Source organism: Roseovarius indicus, from assembly GCF_008728195.1.
Lineage (GTDB): Bacteria > Pseudomonadota > Alphaproteobacteria > Rhodobacterales > Rhodobacteraceae > Roseovarius > Roseovarius indicus.
This window is the reverse complement of sequence record NZ_CP031598.1, coordinates 5,393,898-5,415,841: the sequence shown is the minus strand read 5'-3', so window position 1 is coordinate 5,415,841 and position 21,944 is coordinate 5,393,898. Positions and strand designations below refer to the sequence as shown.

21 protein-coding genes are annotated in these 21,944 nt (G+C 65.8%); 17 read left to right on the top strand and 4 right to left on the bottom strand.

The features are described from left to right. Nucleotides 1-17 precede the first annotated feature (17 nt). The gene (locus RIdsm_RS26130) at nt 18-584 is read left to right on the top strand and encodes an HD domain-containing protein (RefSeq protein ID WP_177228393.1); all 567 of its coding nucleotides are present in this window, start codon (nt 18-20) and stop codon (nt 582-584) included. A gap of 43 nt (nt 585-627) precedes the next feature. Here the strand turns inward: RIdsm_RS26130 and RIdsm_RS26125 are convergent, their stop codons facing one another. Continuing rightward, the gene (locus tag RIdsm_RS26125; protein ID WP_057812016.1) at nt 628-1,179 is read right to left on the bottom strand and encodes an ActR/PrrA/RegA family redox response regulator transcription factor; all 552 of its coding nucleotides are present in this window, start codon (nt 1,177-1,179) and stop codon (nt 628-630) included. An 81-nt stretch (nt 1,180-1,260) separates the two neighbouring features. Then, complete coding sequence (locus RIdsm_RS26120) at nt 1,261-1,884, bottom strand: SCO family protein (protein WP_057812018.1); 624 nt, start codon at nt 1,882-1,884, stop codon at nt 1,261-1,263. An 86-nt stretch (nt 1,885-1,970) separates the two neighbouring features. Between RIdsm_RS26120 and regB the strand changes: the two genes are divergently transcribed. From regB to RIdsm_RS26065, 11 genes are all read left to right on the top strand, one after another. After that, nucleotides 1,971-3,365: a sensor histidine kinase RegB gene (regB, locus tag RIdsm_RS26115; RefSeq protein ID WP_057812019.1), complete on the top strand. Its 1,395-nt coding sequence runs from the start codon at nt 1,971-1,973 to the stop codon at nt 3,363-3,365. Between the two features lie 80 nt (nt 3,366-3,445). Beyond that, entirely contained in the window at nt 3,446-4,912 is a 1,467-nt protein-coding gene (locus RIdsm_RS26110; RefSeq protein WP_057812021.1) for a PAS-domain containing protein, read from the top strand. A gap of 40 nt (nt 4,913-4,952) precedes the next feature. Further along, nucleotides 4,953-5,429: a tRNA (adenosine(37)-N6)-threonylcarbamoyltransferase complex ATPase subunit type 1 TsaE gene (gene tsaE, locus RIdsm_RS26105; protein WP_057812022.1), complete on the top strand. Its 477-nt coding sequence runs from the start codon at nt 4,953-4,955 to the stop codon at nt 5,427-5,429. Beyond that, nucleotides 5,422-6,441, top strand: coding sequence for an aminoglycoside phosphotransferase family protein (locus RIdsm_RS26100; protein ID WP_057812024.1), 1,020 nt, complete (start codon nt 5,422-5,424; stop codon nt 6,439-6,441). Before tsaE ends, RIdsm_RS26100 begins: the two co-directional genes overlap by 8 nt. Continuing rightward, on the top strand, nt 6,414-7,106 hold the full coding sequence (locus RIdsm_RS26095) for a nucleotidyltransferase family protein (RefSeq protein WP_057812026.1): 693 nt from the start codon (nt 6,414-6,416) through the stop codon (nt 7,104-7,106). Before RIdsm_RS26100 ends, RIdsm_RS26095 begins: the two co-directional genes overlap by 28 nt. After that, entirely contained in the window at nt 7,099-10,038 is a 2,940-nt protein-coding gene (addB, locus tag RIdsm_RS26090; protein ID WP_057812028.1) for a double-strand break repair protein AddB, read from the top strand. Before RIdsm_RS26095 ends, addB begins: the two co-directional genes overlap by 8 nt. Then, nucleotides 10,035-13,400, top strand: a complete 3,366-nt coding sequence (addA, locus tag RIdsm_RS26085) for a double-strand break repair helicase AddA (protein WP_057812031.1) — start codon at nt 10,035-10,037, stop codon at nt 13,398-13,400. The genes addB and addA overlap by 4 nt, the downstream gene beginning before the upstream one ends. Before the next feature lie 63 nt (nt 13,401-13,463). Next, nucleotides 13,464-13,784, top strand: a complete 321-nt coding sequence (gene trxA / locus RIdsm_RS26080; RefSeq protein WP_057812033.1) for a thioredoxin — start codon at nt 13,464-13,466, stop codon at nt 13,782-13,784. Between the two features lie 176 nt (nt 13,785-13,960). Continuing rightward, nucleotides 13,961-15,109 carry an amidohydrolase gene (locus RIdsm_RS26075; RefSeq protein WP_057812035.1) on the top strand — a complete coding sequence of 383 codons (1,149 nt, stop codon included), beginning with the start codon at nt 13,961-13,963 and terminating at the stop codon, nt 15,107-15,109. 63 nt (nt 15,110-15,172) lie between these two features. Beyond that, on the top strand, nt 15,173-15,727 hold the full coding sequence (gene hslV, locus RIdsm_RS26070) for an ATP-dependent protease subunit HslV (RefSeq protein WP_057812037.1): 555 nt from the start codon (nt 15,173-15,175) through the stop codon (nt 15,725-15,727). Beyond that, nucleotides 15,724-16,785 carry a hypothetical protein gene (locus RIdsm_RS26065; RefSeq protein WP_057812039.1) on the top strand — a complete coding sequence of 354 codons (1,062 nt, stop codon included), beginning with the start codon at nt 15,724-15,726 and terminating at the stop codon, nt 16,783-16,785. The genes hslV and RIdsm_RS26065 overlap by 4 nt, the downstream gene beginning before the upstream one ends. A gap of 4 nt (nt 16,786-16,789) precedes the next feature. Here the strand turns inward: RIdsm_RS26065 and RIdsm_RS26060 are convergent, their stop codons facing one another. Together RIdsm_RS26060 and RIdsm_RS26055 are read right to left on the bottom strand one after the other, a co-directional pair. Beyond that, entirely contained in the window at nt 16,790-16,999 is a 210-nt protein-coding gene (locus RIdsm_RS26060; RefSeq protein ID WP_217625280.1) for a BrnA antitoxin family protein, read from the bottom strand. Nucleotides 17,000-17,009: 10 nt separating this feature from the next. After that, the gene (locus tag RIdsm_RS26055; protein ID WP_057812041.1) at nt 17,010-17,303 is read right to left on the bottom strand and encodes a BrnT family toxin; all 294 of its coding nucleotides are present in this window, start codon (nt 17,301-17,303) and stop codon (nt 17,010-17,012) included. A 221-nt stretch (nt 17,304-17,524) separates the two neighbouring features. Between RIdsm_RS26055 and hslU the strand changes: the two genes are divergently transcribed. The 5 genes from hslU to RIdsm_RS26030 all read left to right on the top strand — a co-directional run bounded on the left by hslU (nt 17,525) and on the right by RIdsm_RS26030 (nt 21,765). After that, nucleotides 17,525-18,832 carry an ATP-dependent protease ATPase subunit HslU gene (gene hslU, locus RIdsm_RS26050; RefSeq protein WP_057812043.1) on the top strand — a complete coding sequence of 436 codons (1,308 nt, stop codon included), beginning with the start codon at nt 17,525-17,527 and terminating at the stop codon, nt 18,830-18,832. A 38-nt stretch (nt 18,833-18,870) separates the two neighbouring features. After that, nucleotides 18,871-19,545, top strand: a complete 675-nt coding sequence (locus RIdsm_RS26045) for a phosphatidylserine decarboxylase (protein ID WP_057812045.1) — start codon at nt 18,871-18,873, stop codon at nt 19,543-19,545. Nucleotides 19,546-19,605: 60 nt separating this feature from the next. Next, nucleotides 19,606-20,313: a CDP-diacylglycerol--serine O-phosphatidyltransferase gene (gene pssA, locus RIdsm_RS26040; protein WP_236553159.1), complete on the top strand. Its 708-nt coding sequence runs from the start codon at nt 19,606-19,608 to the stop codon at nt 20,311-20,313. Beyond that, nucleotides 20,314-20,934 (top strand): class I SAM-dependent methyltransferase, encoded by a 621-nt coding sequence (locus RIdsm_RS26035; RefSeq protein WP_057812048.1) that lies wholly within the window; start codon nt 20,314-20,316, stop codon nt 20,932-20,934. Between the two features lie 225 nt (nt 20,935-21,159). Continuing rightward, nucleotides 21,160-21,765: a YcbK family protein gene (locus RIdsm_RS26030; RefSeq protein WP_057812050.1), complete on the top strand. Its 606-nt coding sequence runs from the start codon at nt 21,160-21,162 to the stop codon at nt 21,763-21,765. The last annotated feature ends 179 nt before the right edge of the window (nt 21,766-21,944 follow it).

The window sequence follows — 21,944 nt, the reverse complement described above, 5'->3', positions numbered from 1 at the left end:
CCCGCGCCTGGCAAAAGATGCTCTCGGGCCGCCGGCTCGACCTGCTCGATCCGACCCCGGTTGATGTCGAAATCGAAGACATCGCCCACGGGCTCAGCTTCGTCGCCCGCTGGAATGGCCAGACCCTGGGCGATTTCGCCTATTCCGTGGCCGAACATTCCCTTCTGGTCGAGCGGCTCTATGCCCGTCTGAACCCGAAAGCACCCGCCAAGTGGCGCCTTGCCGCGCTCCTCCACGACGCCCCCGAATACGTCATCGGCGACATGATCTCGCCGGTGAAGGCTGCCGTCGGCCCCGATTACGACGAGCTCGACAAACGCCTCGCCGCCGCCGTCCACCTGCGCTTCGGCCTGCCCGCCACGATCCCGGTCACCGTCAAGAAGCAGATCAAGAAGGCCGACAAGATCAGTGCCTGGATGGAAGCCACCCAGATCGCCGGCTTCTCCGAGCCCGAGGCCAACCGCTTCTTCGGCAAGCCCGATCCGGCCACCATCGACGGCCTGCACATCCACCTGCGCCCGCCCACCGAAACCCGCGCCGCCTACACGGCCCGCCACGAAGAGCTATTGACCGAGATGGGCTGATCCCCGGCTTTCATCTTTCCAGAAATACTCGAATTCCGACGCCTCAGCGCGGCGACCGCTTCGCCAGGATCCGCTGCAATGTCCGCCGGTGCATGTTGAGCCGCCGCGCCGTCTCGCTCACGTTCCGGTCGCACAGTTCGTAGACCCGCTGGATATGCTCCCACCGCACCCGGTCGGCACTCATCGGGTTCTCGGGCGGCGGCGGCAGCTCGTCCTCCGTCGCCAGAAGCGCATTGGTGATATCCGTCGCATCCGCCGGCTTCGACAGGTAATCCGTCGCCCCGATCTTCACCGCCGCCACGGCGGTGGCAATCGCGCCATACCCCGTCAGCACCACGATCCGCGCATCGGGCCGCTTTTCCCGGATGGTTTCCACCACGTCGAGCCCGTTGCCATCCTCCAGCCGCAGGTCACAGACCGCATAGGCCGGTGGCCGTGCCGTCGCGATGGCCTGCCCCGCGGCGACCGACCCGGCGGTCTCCACTTCGAAGCCGCGCTTCTCCATCGCCTTGGCGAGACGTCTCAGGAACGGCTCGTCGTCATCGACAAGCAACAGGGTCTTGTCCTCGCCAATGTCGCGCTGGTTTTCGGCCATTCATTCCCTCCCGTGAACGCGCCCGGAGCGCCGATCATGTCTATCGTGCACCACCGCATGCGTCAAACAATCGCAGCAACCTTAGCGGGCGTCCAGAAAACACTGGACCCGGTCCGCCATTTCCCCGGCCGAGGCATCCCGGCGGAAGAAATCGGCAAACCCGGTCTCGGGAAAGACGAGGTAGGTCATGGTCGAGTGATCGACAAGGTAATACTCGTCATCGCCGCTGTCCTGGGCGTTGTAATAGGTGCGGTACGACTGGCTCGCCGCCTTCACCTGCTCGGGCGATCCCGTCAGGCCCAGCATCCGCGGATGCAGGTTGGCGGTGAAATCGTCCACCACCTCGGGCGTGTCCCGCTTGGGGTCGACAGAGATGAAGACCGGCTTCACCATCTCGCCCCGTTCTTCAAGGATTTCAACGGCCTGCGCGTTCCGTGCCACGTCGATCGGGCAAACATCGGGGCAGAACGTATAGCCGAAATAGATCAGCGCCGGCTGGTCGATCACCTCTTTGTCGGTCACCGTCTCGCCGGTCTCGCTCACCAGCTCGAAGGGCCCGCCGATGGCACCGGCGCCCCCTGCTACGTTGCCGGCCCGGCACTGGGCGAACTGGTCATCCGGGTCGCCGGCCATCGCCAGCCAGTAAAAGAGGCCAAGCATGGCGACAAGCACGACGGCCGAACCGATGGCGATGATCCGTTGCATGGGGTCCCTTTCAATTCCGGGCTTCTTTTCAGGATGCCGCACATCTAACATCACGGGCGAAAACTGCAACGTCCACCGGGTCACGAATGGCGGAACATCGAACGGCTCCGGCCGACACGCGCGACAGCGACAACTGGATCCGGCTGCGCACGCTGGTGTTCCTGCGCTGGTGGGCGATCATGGGGCAGATCTCGGCGCTCATCGTCGCCCAGCGCCTCTACAATCTCGAGCTCGAGGTCGGGCTCTGCTACGTCGCCATCGGCGCGGCTGTCATCACCAACCTGATCGCCGGCTTCGTCTTTCCCGAGAACAAGCGCCTTACCGAATCCGCAACCCGCCTGGTCGTGCTCTTCGACATGCTGCAACTGGCGCTGATGCTCTATCTCACCGGCGGGCTGCACAACCCGTTCTCGATCCTGATCGTCGGGCCCGTCACCGTCTCGGCCTCGGCGCTGTCGTCACGCTCCACCGTGTTTCTCGGGGTCATGGCGATCCTGATCGTTACCGTGCTGATCCCGTTTCACCTGCCACTGCGCACGGCCGAGGGGTTCCTCCTTCGCGTGCCCCAGATCTTCCTCTTCGGCAACTGGGTCGCCATCGTCATCGCGGTGATCTTCCTGGGGGTCTATTCCCGCTGGATCGTCTCGGAAATGCGCGCCATGGACGAGGCGCTGCAAGCCACCCAGATGGCACTCGCCCGCGAGCAGAAGCTCACCGACCTCGGCGGCGTCGTGGCCGCGGCCGCGCATGAGCTCGGCACCCCGCTTGCCACCATCAAGCTCACCAGCTCCGAACTGGCCGAGGAGCTCGCCGACAACGACGACCTGCGCGAGGATGCCCTCCTGATCCGCGAACAGGCCGACCGCTGCCGCGATATCCTCAAGTCGATGGGCCGGGCCGGCAAGGATGACCTGCACCTGCGCAAGGCCCCCCTCTCGGCCGTGGTCGAGGAAGCCGCCGACCCCCATATCGACCGCGGCAAGCTCATGCATTTCGAACACGGGCCCGCCGAAGACAGCACCGCCTTCCAGCCCGAGATCTACCGCCGGCCCGAGGTCATCCACGGCCTGCGCAACCTCGTGCAGAACGCGGTCGATTTCGCCCGTGCCAATGTCTGGGTCGAAAGCCTGTGGTCGGATGACGAGATCACCGTGCGCATCATGGATGACGGGCGCGGTTACCCGACGCACCTGCTGGGCCGCATCGGCGACCCCCTGATGCGCCGGCGCGGCGGCGGCCGCGACCCGCGCCGCCCGGAATACGAGGGCATGGGGCTGGGCCTCTTCATCGCCAAGACCCTGCTGGAACGCTCCGGCGCAGATCTCAGCTTCGCCAACGGCACGGAATCCTTCCGCAACAACCTCGACCGCGCCCAGCGCACCGGCGCCTTCGTCGAAGTCCGCTGGCCCCGCAGGGTGATTGCCGCCGATACCCCCGAAAGCCGCGCGCCGCTCGGAGAGAACCAGCCGATCAAGGCGTGATTGTCCCCATCACTTTCCGAAAATTAACAATACGTTAACTTTCCTGCGCAATGCTTCCCTGGGAAGGCAGGAGGTAGGGGATGCAGGGCATCGTAATCGGGATGCCGGTCGCCATCGCCCTTTCGGGGTTGATGGCTGGTATCGTCGTCTGGGCGCTCGCGCGATGGCCCCTCGACAAGTCACATATCGCTGGTCGTCCATCGCGCCAGTCCTCCAACTATTTCCTCTTCCGCGAGGGGCTCCTCGTCGATCACGACATCACCCGTCCGGGCACGGCCAACGACCCGCTGTTCGGCATCTCCGGCTGGCCCCAGCTGAAAGAGTGGCTCGGCCACCGTTTCATCGACCTGCCCGACGACCTGCCCGCCATGCAGGCCGGCGAGGTGGTCACCTTCCCGGCACGCGACCCGCATGACGAGGCGCAGGTCACCATTTCGGTGCTGCGTCACGGCCACCGCGTCACCCTGATCGAACGCGCGCTGCCCATGCCCGCCGAATGGCACGACGCAAAGGCGCGCCTTGCCTTCAAGCGCCTGCACCGCATGGCATCCGAAAACGCCCCGATCGCCATCTGCATCCTCGACCACGAGGGCAAGATCACCTGGCGCAACGCCATCTTTCAGGAATTCTCCGAAAAGGACGAGGGCGAGATCCTCGCCGCCGTCGCCTCGCCGAACGAGGCCGCCGGTCATCCGGTCGTGCTGACCGATCCGCAAGGCGGCCGCCAGCGCCATGTCGACCTCACCTCGATCGATGCCGGTGACAGGCACATTCTCTACGCCACCGATGTTACCGAGCTGATCAACACCGACGCGATGCGCAGCAGCTTCATCCAAACCCTGACAAAGACTTTCGCCGACCTTGCCACCGGGCTCGCCGTATTCGATCGCGGCCAGCGCCTGGTCCTCTTCAACCCCGCGCTGGTCGACCTCACCGGGCTTCCCGTCGAATTCCTCAGCAGCCGCCCCGGCCTGCTCGACTTCTTCGACCGCCTGCGCGACCGGCAGGTCCTGCCGGAACCGAAGAACTACGCAACCTGGCGCGCCCAGATCAACGAGATGATCGAAACCGCCTCCGACGGGCACTATGCCGAGGCCTGGACATTGCCCAACGGCCTCACCTACCGCGTCACCGGCCGCCCGCATCCCGACGGCGCCATCGCCTTCCTGATCGAGGACATCACCGACGAGATTTCCTTCAGCCGCCGCACCAAAAGCCAGCTGGAAATCCGGCAGGCGGTGCTCGACCGGCTCGACACCGCCATTGCCGTCATCGGCCCGAACGATATCCTCATCCTCTGCAACGACACCTTCCGCGAGCGTCTCGGCATCCCCCCCGATGACAGCTTTGCCGAAACCTCCCTCGACGAGATCGTGCGCACCGCCCGCAGCCGCTTTCCGAATGACGACCTCTGGGCCGACATCCTCGCCGGCTCCGGGCGCAGCCCGATCGAAGGGCGGGCGGGCGACGACACGACAGGCCGCGTCCATGTCAGAACCGAGCCCCTGCCGGGCGGCTTCACCATGCTGAACCTCACCCCCGACTGATCCCTGTTGCAGGTGGCGGCGGCGCGTGTAATTTCCCCCCATGCCCGGCGCGCCCTTCACCCTCACCTGCGACAGCCCCGACGCGACCGACCGTGTCGCGCGCACGCTGGCGCAAAACCTCGCGCCCGGCGACACCATCCTCCTGTCGGGCGATGTCGGCGCCGGAAAAACCCATTTCACCCGCTGCGCCATCCTCTCCCTGCTGGACCAGCCCGAAGACGTGCCGTCGCCCACCTACACCCTCGTCCAGACCTATCACGCCAAACCCGGCGAGATCTGGCACGCCGATCTCTACCGCCTCACCGATGTCACCGAGATCGAGGAACTCGGCCTCGATGCCGCCTTCACCGACGCCATCTGCCTCATCGAATGGCCCGACCGTCTCGGCCCGCTCACCCCCGCCCACGCGCTGTCCATCACCTTCACCGCGCCGGGGCCCGAAGACGTGCGAACCCTCGCCTTCACCTGGACCGACGACAAATGGACCGCGAAAACCGAAAGCCTCCACCATGTCTGACCGCACCGACCTGATCGACGCCTTCATCGACCGTTCCGGCTGGTCCGCCGCCGAGGTGTCCCTCCTCGCCGGCGACGCCTCCAACCGCCGCTACTTCCGCCTCGCCTCCGACAGCGGCAACGCCGTCCTGATGGATGCACCCCCCGAGAAGGGCGAGGATATCCGCCCCTTCGTCCATATCGCCCAATACCTCACTAGCCTCGGCCTCTCAGCGCCAAAGGTTCTCGCCGAGGATGACGCCACCGGCCTCCTCCTCCTCGAAGACCTGGGCGACGCCCTATTCGCCCGCGTCCTCGAAACGGAGCCCGAGCTCGAAAACAGTCTCTATTCCACCGCAACCGACCTTCTTGCCGAGCTGCACGAGAACGACCCGCCCGCAGGTCTCGACCCCTACGACCCGCCCCGGATGACCGACCTCGCGGCCCTCGCCTTTGACTGGTACGCCTTCGCCGCTACCGGCGAAAAGCCCTCCGACTCCCGCCAGCAGTTCCACGACTGCTTCCACCGACTCCTCGCCGACAACACCACGGAAACTGTCCTCATCCAGCGCGACTACCACGCCGAAAACCTCCTCTGGCTCCCTAATCGCTCCGGCACCGCCCGCGTCGGCCTGCTCGACTTCCAGGATGCCATGATCGGCCACCGCGCCTACGATCTCGTCTCGCTCCTCCAAGACGCCCGCCGCGACGTGCCCGAAGCCACCGAAACCGCCATGATCGCCCGCTATATCGAGGCCACCCGCCAGGATGACGACAGCTTCCGCACCGCCTACCACCTCCTCGGCGCGCAACGAAACCTCCGCATCCTCGGCGTCTTCGCCCGGCTCTGCGTCCGCGACGGCAAGGCATGGTATGTCGACATGATCCCCCGCGTCTGGAACCTCCTCCAGCGCGACCTCGCCCATCCGGCCCTCGCCCCCGTCCGCCCGGCGCTCGACACGCTCCCCGCCCCAAGCCCCGACATCCTCCAAAGGCTGAAAGACAAATGCGCGACGATCCCCTCCCTGTCATGATCTTCGCGGCGGGCTTCGGCACCCGCATGGGCGCCCTGACCGCCGATCAGCCCAAGCCGATGATCCCCGTCGCCGGCAAACCGCTCATCGACCACGCCCTCGACCTGGTGCGCGATGCGGCTCTGACCCGCGTCGTCGTGAACCTGCACTACAAACCCGAACACCTCCGCGCCCACCTCTCCGATACCGATATCCTCTTCTCCGAGGAACAGCCCGAGATCCTCGAAACCGGCGGCGGCCTCCGCCACGCCCTGCCGCTTCTGGGCAATGGCCCCGTCTACACCATGAATTCCGATGCCGTCTGGTCCGGCCCCAACCCCCTGACCCACCTCGCCCAAAACTGGAACCCGGATCAGATGGACGGCCTCCTCCTCTGCATCCCGCCCGATAACGCCATCGGCCACACCGGCAAGGGCGATTTCGAGATCGCCGAAACCGGTCACGCAAGCCGCGGCCCCGGCGCCATCTATTCCGGCCTCCAGATCCTGAAAACCGACGGCCTCGCCGCCATCCCCGAAACCTATTTCTCCCTCAACCGCCTCTGGGACGACATGCTCGCAAACAACCGTCTCTTCGCCACCACCTATCCCGGAAAATGGTGCGATGTCGGCCGCCCCGAGGGTATCGAACTCGCCGAGGACATGCTTGACTACACCCATGTTTGAGCCGTCCGACCGCCCCCGCGTCTTCGCCGTCCCGCTCGGGGTCGATTTCCCCGCAGCCCTCGTCCGCGGCCTCTCCACCCGCACAAACGGTCAACCGCCCGAGGCCCTTGCCCGCGCCCACCTTCTCGTCAACACCCGCCGCATGGCCCGCCGTATCCGCTCCATCTACGACGAAGGCCCCGCCTGCCTCCTCCCCCGTATCGGCCTCGTCACCGATCTCGGCGAACACGCCTTGATGGCCGACATCCCCGACCCGGTCTCGCCCCTCCGTCGCCGGCTCGAACTCCTGCAACTCGTCTCCAGACTCCTCGACGCCCAGCCCGACCTCGCCCCGCGCAGCGCCCTCTACGACCTCGCCGACAGCCTCGCCGGGTTGATGGACGAAATGCATGGCGAGGGCGTCTCGCCCGACCGGATCAGCCAGCTCGACGTCACCGACCAATCCGGCCACTGGGCCCGAATTCAGGCCTTTTTGGGCATTGTCAGACACTATTTCGAAGATGCCACCGCCCTCCCCGACGTCGAAACCCGCCAGCGCCTCGTCGTCGAAACCCTTGCGCAAATCTGGGCGGAAAATCCGCCCCAACACCCCATCATCGTCGCCGGCTCCACCGGCTCGCGCGGCGCCACGCAGCTCCTGATGCAAACCGTCGCCCGCCTGCCCCAGGGCGCGGTCATCCTCCCCGGCTTCGACCGCGACATGCCCGAAGACGTCTGGCAACGCTTCGACAACCCCAAGCATTCCGAAGATCACCCGCAATACCGCTTCGCCGCCTTCCTCCAGGCGCTCGACCTCTCCCCGTCGGACATCCCCACATGGTCCGACGACACCCCCGCCAGCCCCGAGCGCAACCGTCTCGTTTCCCTCGCCCTCCGGCCCGCACCAATCACCGACCAATGGCGCCGCGACGGCCCGAAACTGCCCGGAATAGAGCCTGCCATGTCGCAGGTCACCCTCCTCGAGGCGCCCTCGACCCGCACCGAGGCGCTCACCATTGCCCTCCGCCTCCGCGACGCCGCCGAAAAAGGCACCTCCGCCGCGCTCATCACCCCCGACCGGACGCTCAGCCGCCAGGTCACCGCGGCCCTTACCCGTTGGGGCATCGTCCCCGATGACAGCGCCGGCATGCCGCTCCATCTCGCCCCGGTCGGCCGCTTCCTCCGCCACGTCGCCGAGCTGTTCCACCTCCCCCTCTCGGCCGAGGCGCTGCTCACCCTCCTCAAGCACCCGCTCACCCACACCGGCGCCGATCGCGGCCCCCATCTCCGCCTCACCCGCGAACTCGAACTCCACATCCGCCGCCACGGCCCGCCCTACCCGACCGCGCAAGACCTCCACGCCTGGGCCGCCGCCTCCAAAGACCCCCATGCCGAATCCTGGGTCGAGTGGCTCATCGCCTGTTTCACCGAAAAGGAACTCCCCGGCGAGGTCTCGCTGGAAGACCGCACCACAAGCCACATCGCTTTGGCCGAGCACATCGCGCGCGGCGCCGACGGCGACGGCAGCGGCAAGCTCTGGGCCGACGATGACGGCCAGCAAGCCCTTAAAACAGTCTCTGACTTTGCCGAAAACGCCCAACACGGCGGCGCCGTCAACGCCCGCGACTATGCCGCCCTCTTCCACGCCATCCTCTCTCGCGGCGACGTGCGCAAGACGATCAAGGCCCACCCCCTCATCAAGATCTGGGGCACGCTGGAGGCCCGCGTTCAGGGCGCCGACCTTCTCATCCTCGCTGGCCTCAACGAAGGCAGCTGGCCCGAAAGCCCCAGCCCCGACCCCTGGCTCAACCGCGACATGCGCGCCGAGGCCGGCCTGCTCCTCCCCGAACGCCGCATCGGCCTCGCCGCGCACGACTTCCAACAGGCCCTCCTCGCCCCCGAGGTCTGGATCACCCGCTCGATCCGCTCCGACGACACCGAAACCGTGCCCTCCCGCTGGCTCAACCGCCTGCAGAACCTCCTTTCCGGCCTCCCCGATCAGGGTGGCAAGGCAGCGCTTGAGCAAATGCGCCAGCGCGGCCAGCACTGGCTCGACCTCGCCAAAGCCTTCGAAGACCCGGGCACCACCCCCGCCGAAACCCGGCCTTCCCCCAAGCCCCCCACCGCCGCGCGCCCCAAACAGCTCTCTGTTACGCAGATTCAGAGACTGATCCGCGACCCCTATTCCATCTACGCCCGCCACGTCCTCCGGCTCAAACCGCTCGATCCGCTGATGCGCGTGCCCGACGCCCTCCTCCGCGGCACCGTCATCCACGAGGCCCTCGAACGCTTCATCGACGCCACCCGCGACGCCCCCGAACAGATCACCCGCGAGCGTCTCATCGCCGAAACTGCCACCGTTCTGGCCGACGCCGTCCCCTGGGCCGACACCCGCGCCATGTGGCAAGCCAAACTCGAACGCGCCGCCGACACCTTCATCGAGGGCGAGCACGCCCGTCGCCAGCTCGCCCAACCCGCCGCGCTCGAAGCCACTGGCGCCGCCGAGCTGCCCGAGCTCAACTTCCGCCTCACCGCCAAGGCCGACCGCATCGATATCGACCCCGCCGGCAACCTCCACCTCTACGACTACAAGACCGGCAAGGCCCCCTCGAAAGACCAGCAGACCCATTTCGACAAGCAGCTCCTCCTCTCGGCCGCCATCGCCACCATGTCCGGCTTCGGCCAGATCGCGCCCGCAAAAGTCGCCCGCGCCGTCTTCATCAGCCTCGGCAGCGGCAAACCCGAGGAACCGGCGCCACTAGACACTGAACCGCCCGAAAAGGTCTGGGATGAATTCCGCACCCTGATCGCCAGTTACATGTCCCCAGACCTCGGCTTCACCTCCCGCCGCGCCCTCGAGCGCACCACCGACAGCGGCGATTACGACCAGCTCGCCCGCTTCGGCGAATGGGACATCACCGACGACCCCGACCCAAGCGAGGTGGGCCAATGATCGGCCACAACGAAGCCACCCAGCGCCAGATCAAGGCCGCCATGCCCGACCGCTCCACCTGGCTCTCCGCCAACGCGGGCTCGGGCAAGACCAAGGTGCTCACCGACCGCGTCGCCCGCCTGCTGCTCGATCAGGTCGACCCCCAGCACATCCTCTGCCTCACCTACACCAAGGCCGCCGCCTCCGAGATGCAGAACCGGCTTTTCGATACGCTCGGCGAATGGGCCATGCTCCCCGATGACGCGCTGACCGCCAAGCTCCAGAACCTCGGCCACGAGCTTGTGATCACGGAAGACACGCTCAACCACGCCCGCCGTCTCTTCGCCCGCGCCATCGAAACCCCCGGCGGCCTCAAGATCCAGACGATCCACTCCTTCTGCTCCGCCCTCCTCCGCCGTTTCCCGCTCGAGGCCGGCGTCACGCCCCAGTTCACCGAGATGGAAGACCGCGCCGCCACCCTCCTGCGCGCCGAAATCGTCGAGGCCCTGGCCGGCGGCCCCCATGCCGACAAGCTCTACACCCTCGCCCGGCACCACACCGGTGAAACGCTCGACGAGCTGACCCAGGAAATCGTCCGGCACCGCGCCACCTTCGCCGAACCCGCCTCAACCGGCTGGCTCGACAACCTCTTCGACCTCACCCCCGGCACGACCCGCGAGACCATCGCCGCCAGCGTCTTTCTGGGCGGAGAGATGGACCTGCTCCAGTCCCTGTGCCCGGCTTTGGCTGCGAGCAGTTCCAGCGATGAGACGGCGGGCGGCAAACTCGCCAGCATTACCGACCCCGGCTTTGACGCTCTCGCAGTGATGGAGGACGTCTTTCTCTTCAAATCCGGCAAGAAAGCGTTTTCGGCCAAGATAGGCTCTTTTCCCACCAAGGCCTGCCGCGAGTCGAACGCCGCACTAATGCTCGCACTCGAATCCCTCATGGCCCGCGTCGAAACCGCCCGCGCCCAGCGCATCGCCCTTCAGGCGAAAGAACGCACCGCCGCCCTCCACGCCTTCGCCCGTGTCTTCCTCCCGGCCTATGAAGAGGCCAAGCTCCTACGCGGCTGGCTCGATTTCGATGACCTGATCCTCAAGGCCCGCGACCTGATCACCGATCGCAAGGTCGCCGACTGGGTGCTCTTCAAGCTCGACGGCGGGCTCGACCATATCCTCGTCGACGAGGCCCAGGATACCTCGCCCGTCCAATGGCAGGTCATCGAACGCCTCGCCCAGGAATTCACCAGCGGCCAGGGCACCCGCCCCGACGCGCCGCGCACCATCTTCGTGGTCGGCGACAAGAAACAGTCGATCTATTCCTTCCAGGGCGCCGACCCGCGTGAATTCGACCGGATGAAATCCGAATTCGCGGCGCGTCTCTCGAACAATGAAACCCCGCTGCAGGACATGGAGATGGAATTCTCCTTCCGCTCCTCCCGCGCCATTCTCGACATTGTCGATGCCACCTTCGAACATCACGAATCCAGCGGGTTCAGTGACGACTCTAGGCACAAGGCCTTCAAGCAGGACATGCCCGGCCGCGTCGATCTCTGGCCGCTGATCGAAGCGCCCGAGAAGCCCGAAGACCCCGACTGGTACGACCCGGTCGACGTCAAGGCGCCCGACGATCCGGCCCGCGTGCTGGCCAAGACCCTCGCGCAGACCATCGAGAGCATGATCGGCACGCCGCTCCCCGACCAGACGGGCGACAAAGCCCGGCCCATCGAAGCGGGCGACATCCTCATCCTCGTCCGCCGCAGGTCGGCCCTGTTCCACGACGTCATCCGCGAATGCAAGGCGCGTGGCCTTCCCGTCGCCGGGGCCGACCGGCTCAAGGTCGGCGCCGAACTGGCGGTAAAAGACCTCGGCGCGCTCCTTTCCTTTCTCGCCACGCCCGAGGATGACCTTGCGCTGGCCACCGCCCTGCGCTCGCCGCTCTTCGGCTGGTCCGAGGCGCAACTTTACGAGCTGGCCCATGACAGGGTCGAAAAATACCTCTGGGCCGAGCTTCGCAACCGGGCCGATGATTTCCCCGAAACCATGGCCATCCTCGGCGATCTCCGGCGACAGGCCGACTACCTCCGACCCTACGAGATCATCGAACGCATCCTCATCCGCCACGACGGCCGCCGCAAACTCCTCGCCCGCCTCGGGCAGGAGGCCGAAGACGGCATCGACGCACTGCTGAGCCAGGCCCTCGCCTATGAACGCAACGCCGTCGACAGCCTCACCGGCTTCCTCGTCTGGATGGAAACCGACGACCTCGAGATCAAGCGCCAGATGGACAATGCCGGCAACCGCATCCGGGTGATGACCGTTCACGGCGCCAAGGGGCTCGAATCCCCGGTGGTGATCCTGCCCGACACCAACCAGTGGCAACTCCGCCTGCGCGACCAGACGGCGGCCACCGGCGGCACGCTGGTCTGGCGCATGGGTGCCGAGGACGCCCCGCAGGCTCAGCGCCAAGCCGATGACGAGGCAAAGCTCGCCCAACAGGCCGAGCGCGACCGCCTTCTCTACGTCGCCATGACCCGCGCCGAGCAATGGCTCATCGTCGCCGCGGCGGGCAATCTCGGCTCCGACGGGCTCAGCTGGCACGACAAGGTGCGCACCGGGCTGGAAAAGACCGATGCCGTGCCGCTGATCACCGATCAGGGGCAGGGCCTGCGCCACCAGGTCGGCGACTGGCCCGCCGCGGCCACTGAAACAGAGGCGCAGGACGAGGCGGAACCAGTCTCTGTTCCACCCTTTTTCGCGCAAATTGCGCCCGAACCCCAGGTCGCGCCGGCGCCGCTCAGCCCTTCCACCGATCTCGGCGGCGCCAAGGCGCTCCCGGGCGAAGCCGGGCTTGACGAAGACACCGCCAAGCGCCGCGGCCGCCAGATCCACCTCCTGCTCGAAACCCTCGCCGGCACGCCGGAAGACAACTGGCCCGAGCTCTCGGCCCGCGTACTTTCACAAGGCGAAGACGCCGCCACCGGCGACGACCTCGCCGCGCTGACCAAGGCCGCCGGGTCCGTGCTGACCGCACCCGCGCTGGCCGACATCTTCACCCCCGACGCGCTCGTCGAAGTCCCGATAACCGCCCAGCTCGACGCCCTGAACGGCGCCCGCATCCACGGCATCATCGACCGGCTGATCGTCACGCCGACCCACGTGACCGCCATCGACTACAAGACAAACGCCATCGTGCCGGAAACCCCCGAAACCTGCCCCGACGGGCTGCTCCGCCAAATGGGCGCCTATGCCCACGCCCTTCAGCAGCTCTACCCCGACCGCGACATCCGTACCGCGCTCCTCTGGACGCAAACCGCCCAACTCATGCCCCTGCCACACGATCTTGTGACGCAGGCCCTCCGCAACACCCATATACCTTGACGTCCCGCGCCCCGCTCCATAGTTTGCGGTGCCAACACTCACCTCATTCCCGGGAGAACCGAAATGGCCACCGTTGCCGTGACTGACGATACCTTCGACGCCGAAGTGAAGAACTCCGATATCCCCGTCGTGGTGGATTTCTGGGCCGAATGGTGCGGCCCCTGTAAACAGATCGGCCCCGCGCTCGAGGAAATCTCGGCCGAGATGGGCGACAAGGTGAAGATCGCCAAGGTCGACGTCGACTCGAACCCCAACACCGCCACCCAACTGGGCATCCGCGGCATCCCCGCGCTGTTCATCTTCAAGAACGGCGAAGTCATCTCCAACCGCGCCGGCGCCGCCCCCAAGGCCGCGCTGCAAAGCTGGATCGAAGACAGCATCTGATCTGCCCTTACGGGACCGGATCGAGACGGGTCGCCTTGTGGCGGCCCGTTTTCTTTCTGGGGCTCCGCCCCACGTCGAAACCCTTGCAGGGTTTCAACGCTCCCCGGGATATTTCCGGCCAGAAGAAGCACGGGGGCGGCTTTCCTTTTGTCGGCGGGAGTGGTTCTTTACACCCCATGACCCTGACCAATTCCGATATCGCCGAGCTGATCACCCTGCGGCGCGACCTGCACCGCACACCCGAACTGTCAGGCGAAGAGGCGGGCACGGCCAAGCGCATCCTGTTCGCCCTGTCGCCCTTTCGGCCGGACGACCTGATCACCGGCCTCGGCGGCCACGGCATCGCGGCGGTCTACGAGGGTGCCGAACCGGGGCCCACCGTGCTCTTCCGCTGCGAACTCGACGCGCTGCCGATCCACGAGACCGGAACGCCGGACTACCGCTCGGAAACTGACGGCAAGGGGCACCTTTGCGGGCATGACGGGCACATGGCCATCGTCACCGGCCTTGCCCGCCGCCTCTCCCGCCAGCGGCCCACGAAAGGCCGCGCGGTTCTGCTCTTCCAGCCGGCCGAGGAAACCGGCGCCGGCGCGGCCGAGGTCATCGCCGACCCGCAGTTCGCGCAGATCGCTCCCGATTACGCCTTCTCCCTCCACAACATGCCCGGCCTGCCACTCGGCGCCATCGGTCTGACGGAAGGCCCCGTCAACTGCGCCTCCCGCGGCCTGCACCTGACCCTCTCCGGCAAGGCGGCCCATGCCTCCAACCCCGAAAGCGGCACCTCGCCCATGGCCGCCGTCTCCTCCCTCATGCCCGCCCTGACCAACCTCAGCCAATGCACCCTGCCCGACCCCGATTTCAAGCTCGTCACCGTCACCCACCTGCGCATGGGCGAGCCTGCCTTCGGCATCGCCCCGGGCGAGGCCACGCTTTACGCCACCCTGCGCACGCTGACCGATGACGGCATGGATGACCTGGTGAACGACGCGCTCACCCTCATCAACCACAGCGCCAGCCATCACTGCCTGACCGCCAGCCACACCTTCGAGGATGTCTTCCTCCATTCCGAGAACGACCCCGAGGCCACAGCCCTCCTCCGCAACGCCCTCGACACCCTGAAAATCCCCCACGACACCTCCGGCCAGCCCTGGCGCGCCTCCGAGGATTTCGGCCGCTTCGGCCATGCCGCGAAGTCCGCGATGTTCCTGCTCGGCGCCGGCGAAAACCATGCCGCGCTGCACAACCCCGACTATGACTTCCCCGACGACCTGATCGCCCCCGCCGTGCGGATTTTCGAACAGGTGGCGCGCGATCTGCTGGGCTGATCCGCCCTTGCACCCTGCGCCCACCCCTTCCATATACCCCCAAGCACAAGAGCGGAGGCCCCCATGACCAAAGAATTCCCCGGCTGGCACGGCACCACGATCATCGCCGTCAGGAAAGGCGGCCATGTCGTCGTCGCCGGCGACGGGCAGGTCAGCCTCGGCCAGACCGTCATCAAGGGCACCGCCCGCAAGGTCCGCAAGCTCAGCCCGGGCGGCTATGACGTGGTCGCGGGCTTCGCGGGCTCGACCGCCGATGCCTTCTCGCTTCTGGAACGGCTGGAAGCCAAGCTCGAGGCCACGCCCGGCCAGCTTCAGCGCGCCAGCGTCGAGCTGGCGAAAGACTGGCGCACCGACAAGTACCTGCAGAAACTCGAGGCAATGCTCATCGTCACCGACGGCACACAACTTTACGTCATCACCGGCGCCGGCGACGTGCTGGAACCGGAACATGATATCGCGGCCATCGGATCGGGCGGCAATTTTGCCCTCGCCGCCGCCCGCGGCATGATGGACAGCGATAAATCCGCCGAGGATGTCGCCCGCGCGGCGATGGCCATCGCCTCCGATATCTGCGTTTACACCAACGGTAACCTGACCGTGGAAACCATCGGCAAATGATCGGCCGCGACGATCTTCGCGCCGGCGTTTCGGCTGGAATCGTCTCTGAAGCGCAGGCCGCGTCGCTGGCCAGCCTCGCCGACAGCCGCCGGGGCGCGCGCGAAGATCTCGCCCCGGGCGATGAACCCTTCGAGCTCTTCAAGGGCTTCAACGAGATCTTCATCGTCGTCGGCCTCATCATCCTCGCCTCGGGCTGGGTCGCGGTGAACGCGGCCACCATGCTGACCGAGATCGTCAATTACCGCACACAGGTCATCACCATGGCCGCGGTCGGTGCAGGCGTGCTCTGGCTGCTGTCGGAATACTTCATTCGCCGCCGCCGCATGGTCGCGCCCGCCATCGCCCTCTCTATCCTGTTCTTCGGCAATGCGGTCAGCGGATTGGCGGCCGCCTTCTCGGAAATCTTCATGCTCGCGCAGGAGGATTATTCGAGCCTGCCCCTGCCCACCTTCCTCGCCACGCTGGCGCTTTTCGTCTTCTGGTTCCGCTTCCGGGTGCCCTTTGCCATGGCGATGATCGCCATCGGGTTGTTCGCGGTGGCCATGCTCCTCGCCGCCACCTCCGCCGGTACGCCCGACAGCATCGACGACCTGTTCCTTCTCTCCGCCGGCGGCCCCTTCGCCTTCATCACGCTGGCATTGGGCTTCGCCGTCTTCCTCGTCGCCATGTGGTTCGACATGAGCGACCCGCACCGTGTGACGCGCCGGTCGGCCAACGGCTTCTGGCTGCACGTCGTCGCGGCGCCCGCGCTGGTGAACACCATCGCGCTCAGCCTGCTCGACAGCGGCACCGCCGGGTCGAACCTGCTGCTCATGGCGGTGCTCGCCTTCTTCGCCCTCGTCGCCATCGTGATCGACCGCCGCTCCTTCCTGCTGGCGGCGATCGGCTATTCCGTGGCGCTGGCCTTCACCGTGCTGGGCGGCGATGGCGCCCCCACGACCGTGCTCTCGCTCGGCATCGTCCTGCTGATCCTCGGCGCCTTCTGGGAAAAGATCCGGGCCCGCCTCCTGCGGCTCATGCCCTTCCTGCCGCTCGACCGGCTGCCTCCCACGGCGTAAAGCGCTAGCCCTTCTTCTCGACCGCGTCCTTGTAGGCGCGCAGAACCGCGTTCATCCGGGTCTGATATCCTTTGCCCTGGCTCCGGAAAAATTCGACGATATCCTCGTCGATCCGAAGCGAAATCAGTTTCTTGGGCGACGGCTCGACCAGCTCGGCCTTGGCCCAATCAACATCAATTTCCTGATCGCCCTCATGATCCGGGGCCGATGTCACGCGGTCCCAGTCAGTCCGGCTTTTCGTTTTCCGCATCTCGTCGAGCGACATGCGCGTCATATGCTTCCCGCTCATTTCGTCGCGCCCTCCGCGCTGTGATGATCCGGATCGTATCGCCCCTCATCGTGAAGACAACGGCAATGAACATGCCGTTAATCGGGCCAATTGCGATCCGGCGCTGCTCGATCTCGCTTCGAGCTCTGAGAACCAGGTGATCCTCCGCAAAGACTTCCGCCGCATCGAGAAAGTCCAGACCATGCTTTTCCAACGTGAGCTTTCGCTTGTCCTCGTCCCATTCGAACATCGAGGAGTCCCTTGGCCGGCTCACTGCCCCGATACGCGCGTCACATGGGAGAATCCTCAATGACCGATGGCGGAACAGCTCCGTATCCTTGCTAAGGGAAAGGGCTTAAACAGGCGTAAACTCGCTTTTGTATCTACATTATGTAGATACAAATCGCAACCCCCCTTGGACTTTGCCGTCAGGATACGTATGTGACCTGAAAGCCAAAGCCGGAGCCACAGATGACAGACCTCACCCCGCGCGAAATCGTGTCCGAGCTGGACCGTTTCATCATCGGCCAGAAAGACGCCAAGCGCGCCACAGCCGTGGCCCTGCGCAACCGCTGGCGCCGCAAGCAGCTCTCCGATGACCTGCGCGAGGAGGTGTACCCGAAGAACATCCTGATGATCGGCCCGACCGGTGTCGGCAAAACGGAAATCTCCCGCCGCCTGGCCAAACTCGCCCGCGCGCCCTTCATCAAGGTCGAGGCCACCAAGTTCACCGAGGTGGGCTATGTCGGCCGCGATGTCGAACAGATCATTCGCGATCTCGTCGACGCCGCCATCAACCAGACCCGCGAATGGATGCGCGAGGACGTGAAAACCAAGGCCCACGCCAATGCCGAGGAACGCGTGATCTCGGCCATCGCCGGCGACGACGCCCGTGAATCCACCCGCGAGATGTTCCGCAAGAAGCTCAAGAACGGCGAGCTTGACGACACCATGATCGAGCTCGACATCGCCGACAATTCCAACCCGATGGGCATGATGGACATCCCCGGCCAGCCCGGGAGCCAGATGGGCATGATGAACCTCGGCGACATCTTCGGGAAGGCCTTCGGCGGCCGCACCACCCGCAAGCGGATGACCGTGGCCGAAAGCTACGAGATCCTGATCGGCGAGGAGGCCGACAAGCTGCTCGACGACGAAACCGTCAACCGCACCGCCGTCGAAGCGGTCGAGCAGAACGGCATCGTCTTCCTCGACGAGATCGACAAGGTCTGCGCCAAGTCCGACACCCGCGGCGGCGACGTCTCCCGCGAGGGCGTCCAGCGCGACCTGCTCCCGCTGATCGAAGGCACGACCGTCTCCACCAAGCATGGCGCGGTGAAAACCGACCATATCCTCTTCATCGCCTCGGGCGCCTTCCACATCGCCAAGCCCTCCGACCTGCTGCCGGAACTGCAGGGCCGGCTGCCGATCCGGGTCGAACTCCGCGCGCTGACCGAGGAGGATTTCGTCCGCATCCTCACCGAAACCGACAATGCGCTGACCCGCCAGTACACCGCCCTCATGGGCACCGAGGATGTCACCGTCTCCTTCACCGAAGACGGCATCGCCGCCCTCGCCCGCATCGCGGCCGAGGTGAACCAGTCGGTCGAAAACATCGGCGCCCGCCGCCTCTACACCGTCATGGAACGCGTCTTCGAGGAGCTCAGCTACACCGCCCCCGACCGCGCCGGCGAGACAATCACAATCGACGCCGACTTCGTCGAAACCAACCTCGGCGAACTCGCACGCTCCGCCGACCTGTCGCGCTACGTGCTCTGACCGGTGCCTTTTCGCGCCCATAACCGGAAGGTCCGGCCATGAACATGATGTCCACCTTCATCAAGCCAATGCATCCCGAAGGCCGCCGCTTCGTGGCGATCTTCGCGGCCATCACCCTGGTGCTCTTCCTCATCTGGGATGTGCTCGGCTGGCTCGGCGTGGGCCTCACCATCTGGTGCTACTACTTCTTCCGCGATCCCGAACGCACGCCCCCCGACCGGCCCGACGCCATCCTCAGCCCGGCCGATGGCATCGTCTCGCTGATCGAACCGGCCATCCCCCCGGAGGAACTCGGCCTGCCCGAAACGCCCCTCACCCGGGTCAGCGTCTTCATGTCGGTCTTCAACTGCCACGTGAACCGCGCCCCGGTCGCCGGCACCGTCACCCGCATCGCCTACCGGCCCGGCAAATTCTTCAACGCCTCCCTCGACAAGGCCTCCTCCGACAACGAGCGCAACGGCCTCATCATCCGCATGGAAGACGGCCGCGACCTCGTCACCGTCCAGATCGCCGGCCTCGTGGCCCGGCGAATTGTGAGTTTCATCTCGGAAGGCGATCGGTTAAACGGTGGGGAACGCTTCGGGCTGATACGCTTCGGGTCCCGGCTCGACGTTTACCTGCCCGAGGGGGCAAAGCTCCTCGTGAAACCGGGGCAGACCATGATCGCCGGAGAGACCGTCATCGCAGAGACCGGCGCGCCAATCGAAAGCTGACAGTCGAAACGGATGCCACAAAGGCACGGAAAACAATTACGAGATAATCTGTTCGTCAGGATGCTGCCCAACCTGATGACGCTGGCCGCGATATGCGCGGGCCTCACTGCCATCCGCCTCGGGTTCGAAGAGCATTACGGGCCCGCCGTCCTTCTCGTGCTGGTCGCCGTGGTGCTCGACGGGCTCGACGGCCGCGTCGCCCGCATGATCGGCAGCGATGGCGAACTCGGCGCAGAGCTCGACTCGCTGGCCGATTTCCTCAATTTCGGCGTCGCCCCGCCGCTCGTCGTCTATTTCTGGGCGCTGCAGGAAATGCGCGTCCTGTCATGGATCGTGGTGCTGATCTTCGCGCTCTGCTGCGTCGTCCGCCTGGCGCGGTTCAACGTGGGCAACCGCGCCGGCACCCTGCCGAATGACGGCAACGGCTTCGTCGGCATCCCGGCCCCGGCCGGCGCCACCCTCGCCATGGTGCCGATGTTCGTGGCCTTCGCCTTCACCGACCGCCCGATCCTGCCGGACCTCGCGATCTGCGTCTACCTGCTGCTTATCGCCGGGCTCATGGTCAGCCGCGTGCCAACGCTCTCGCTCAAGGGTTTGAACGTCGCCCGCGGCAATGCCGTCCTGATCGCCGCCGGATCAATTCTGCTGATCGGCGCGTTCTTCATCTTCAAGTGGGTCACCATGATCGTCCTGTGCGCGATCTACCTCGCCACCGTCCTCTGGGCCGCGCTCGCCGCATCCCGCAGGCACCTGACAAGGAAGCGCTGAATGGAACTGAACGCCGTCGAAAACTCCTACGCCCGCTGGGCCCCCGTCTATGACGCCACCTTTGGCGCGGTCACCAATGCCGGCCGTCGCCGCGCCGTCAAACGGATCAACGAGAAACCGGGCACCGTGCTCGAAGTGGGCGTCGGCACCGGCCTCGCCCTGCCGCATTACGACCCGGCCTGCCGCGTCACCGGCATCGACTATTCCGACGAGATGCTCGAAAAGGCCCGCAACAAGGTCGAAGCCCGCGGCCTGTCGCATGTCAAAGAGCTCCGCCAGATGGATGCCCGCACCCTCGACTTCCCCGACAACGCGTTCGAGACGGTCGCGGCGATGCACGTGCTCTCCGTCGTCCCCGAACCCGAGCGCTGCATGGCCGAGATCGCCCGCGTCTGCGCCCCGGGCGGCCGGATCATCATCACCAACCATTTCGTGCGCGAGAAAGGCTTCCTCGCCTTCCTCGAACGCATCTCGGCACCCTTCGCCAACGTGCTCGGCTGGCATTCCGATTTCCACCTCGACACCGTCCTGCGCGATGACCTCTCCATTACCGACCGCAAGACCATCCCGCCGCTGGGCATGATGACCTTCCTCGTGATGGAAAAACCCCGCCCGTCCTAGGCTTTCGGCCCGGCATGATGCCCGGCCGGCACGAGGCCGGTCTTCAGCATTCCTCCACCATTTGCATCTATCCGTGCCCCATGCCGTCAGAAAGACGGCTAGGCCACGGGTTTTTGATTGGTGCAACGGTCAAGCGGAACGCGTTTCAGCTACAGCTCCTGCAACAGGGCGGTCCTCACATCGCCCTTGCCCTCCCGGCGGGATGTCCTGCGAGCCGGTCTTGCCATGCTCTGCCCCGGCACGGCGCAGGCCTTCGTGTTTTCCTCCGAAAGCAAACCGCTCTTCGACGGCGCAACCGAACCCCTGATCGACCTCGATGCTTCCGCCGGTGATCTGCGGCAGCCTGCCAAACCCTCCGTCCGGCCCCGCCATGGCGACGACCTGACGCTTTCCCTGCACAGTGTGAATACCGACGAACGCCTGACAATGCGGTTCAACGACCAGGACGGCAGTTTCGTTGCCGAAAACCCGGCCCGTCTGAACCACTTTTTGCGCGATTGGCGGCAGAACATCATCAAGCCGGTCGACCCGACCATCATCAGCGGTCTGGCACGGCTTGTCGCGGACGCCATGCGCCATGGCTGGCAGGGCGAGGTTCAGATCACCTCGGGCTACCGCACCCGCCAAACCAACGACCTGCTGCGACGCCGAGGCGCGCGCGCCGCGCGCAACTCGCTTCATATCAAGGCAAAGGCCATCGACTTTGCCCTGCCGGGCATCTCTGCCTCCGACCTGGGCGCATTGGCCCGGGAAACACTGACGGGCGGCGTCGGAACCTACGCAAACTTCGTGCATATCGACAGCGGCCCGGCCCGAAACTGGACCGGATGACCGCGACGCGCGCGGCGACCTAGCCCCGGTACCCCTTCATAATTCGTATCCCGTGGCGGCTTCTCGGTCGCCCTGTTGCGCGCAAACGGCCCGGTTGCACGGCGCGCGATGCGTTAACCGGGCTTATGCCGGCAAAAACACCGACGTGATACCGACGTAATACCGACGCGATACCGACG